This is a genomic window from Corallococcus sp. AB038B (assembly GCF_003668955.1).
Classification (GTDB): domain Bacteria; phylum Myxococcota; class Myxococcia; order Myxococcales; family Myxococcaceae; genus Corallococcus; species Corallococcus exiguus.
The window spans coordinates 1-428 of the sequence record NZ_RAWO01000157.1; the positions used below are offsets into that span (position 1 = coordinate 1).

Consider the following 428-nt stretch of genomic DNA (forward strand, 5'->3'; position numbering starts at 1 on the left):
CAGCGACACGCCCGTCAGCAGGAAGAAGAGCCAGAAGACGGGCGCCGTGTACTCCACCATCGTCTGGAAGCCCTGCCGCGTCACCGCGCCCAGCCCCACCAGCGCCAGCGTGATGGCCCCCTGCACGAGCAGCGCGCGCGAGGGTGTATTGGCCCGCGCCTGCCACTTCCCCAGCCCGTTGAAGAGCACGCTGTCGCGCCCGAAGGCGTAGTCGGTGCGCGCGCCGGTGAGCACCGTGGCATTGGCGGAGGTGAGCACGGAGATGGCGATGAGCACGCTGATGGCGACCACGCCCCCGGTGCCCAGCGCCCGCGCCATCAGGCCCGCGGCCACCGCCTCCGAGCCCGCCATCCCCGCGTGCCCCAGGCCGCGCAGGTACGCCACGTTGACCAGCAGGTAGAGCGCCGTCACCAGGCCCAGGCTCGCCA

The 428-nt window shown here is 72.4% G+C and carries 1 protein-coding gene; it reads right to left on the bottom strand.

All coding sequences use genetic code 11. The annotated features are described in order from the left end of the window. Window positions 1–428 (bottom strand): amino acid permease (locus tag D7Y04_RS42865; protein ID WP_147477356.1); only part of this gene is annotated, 428 nt, incomplete at both ends.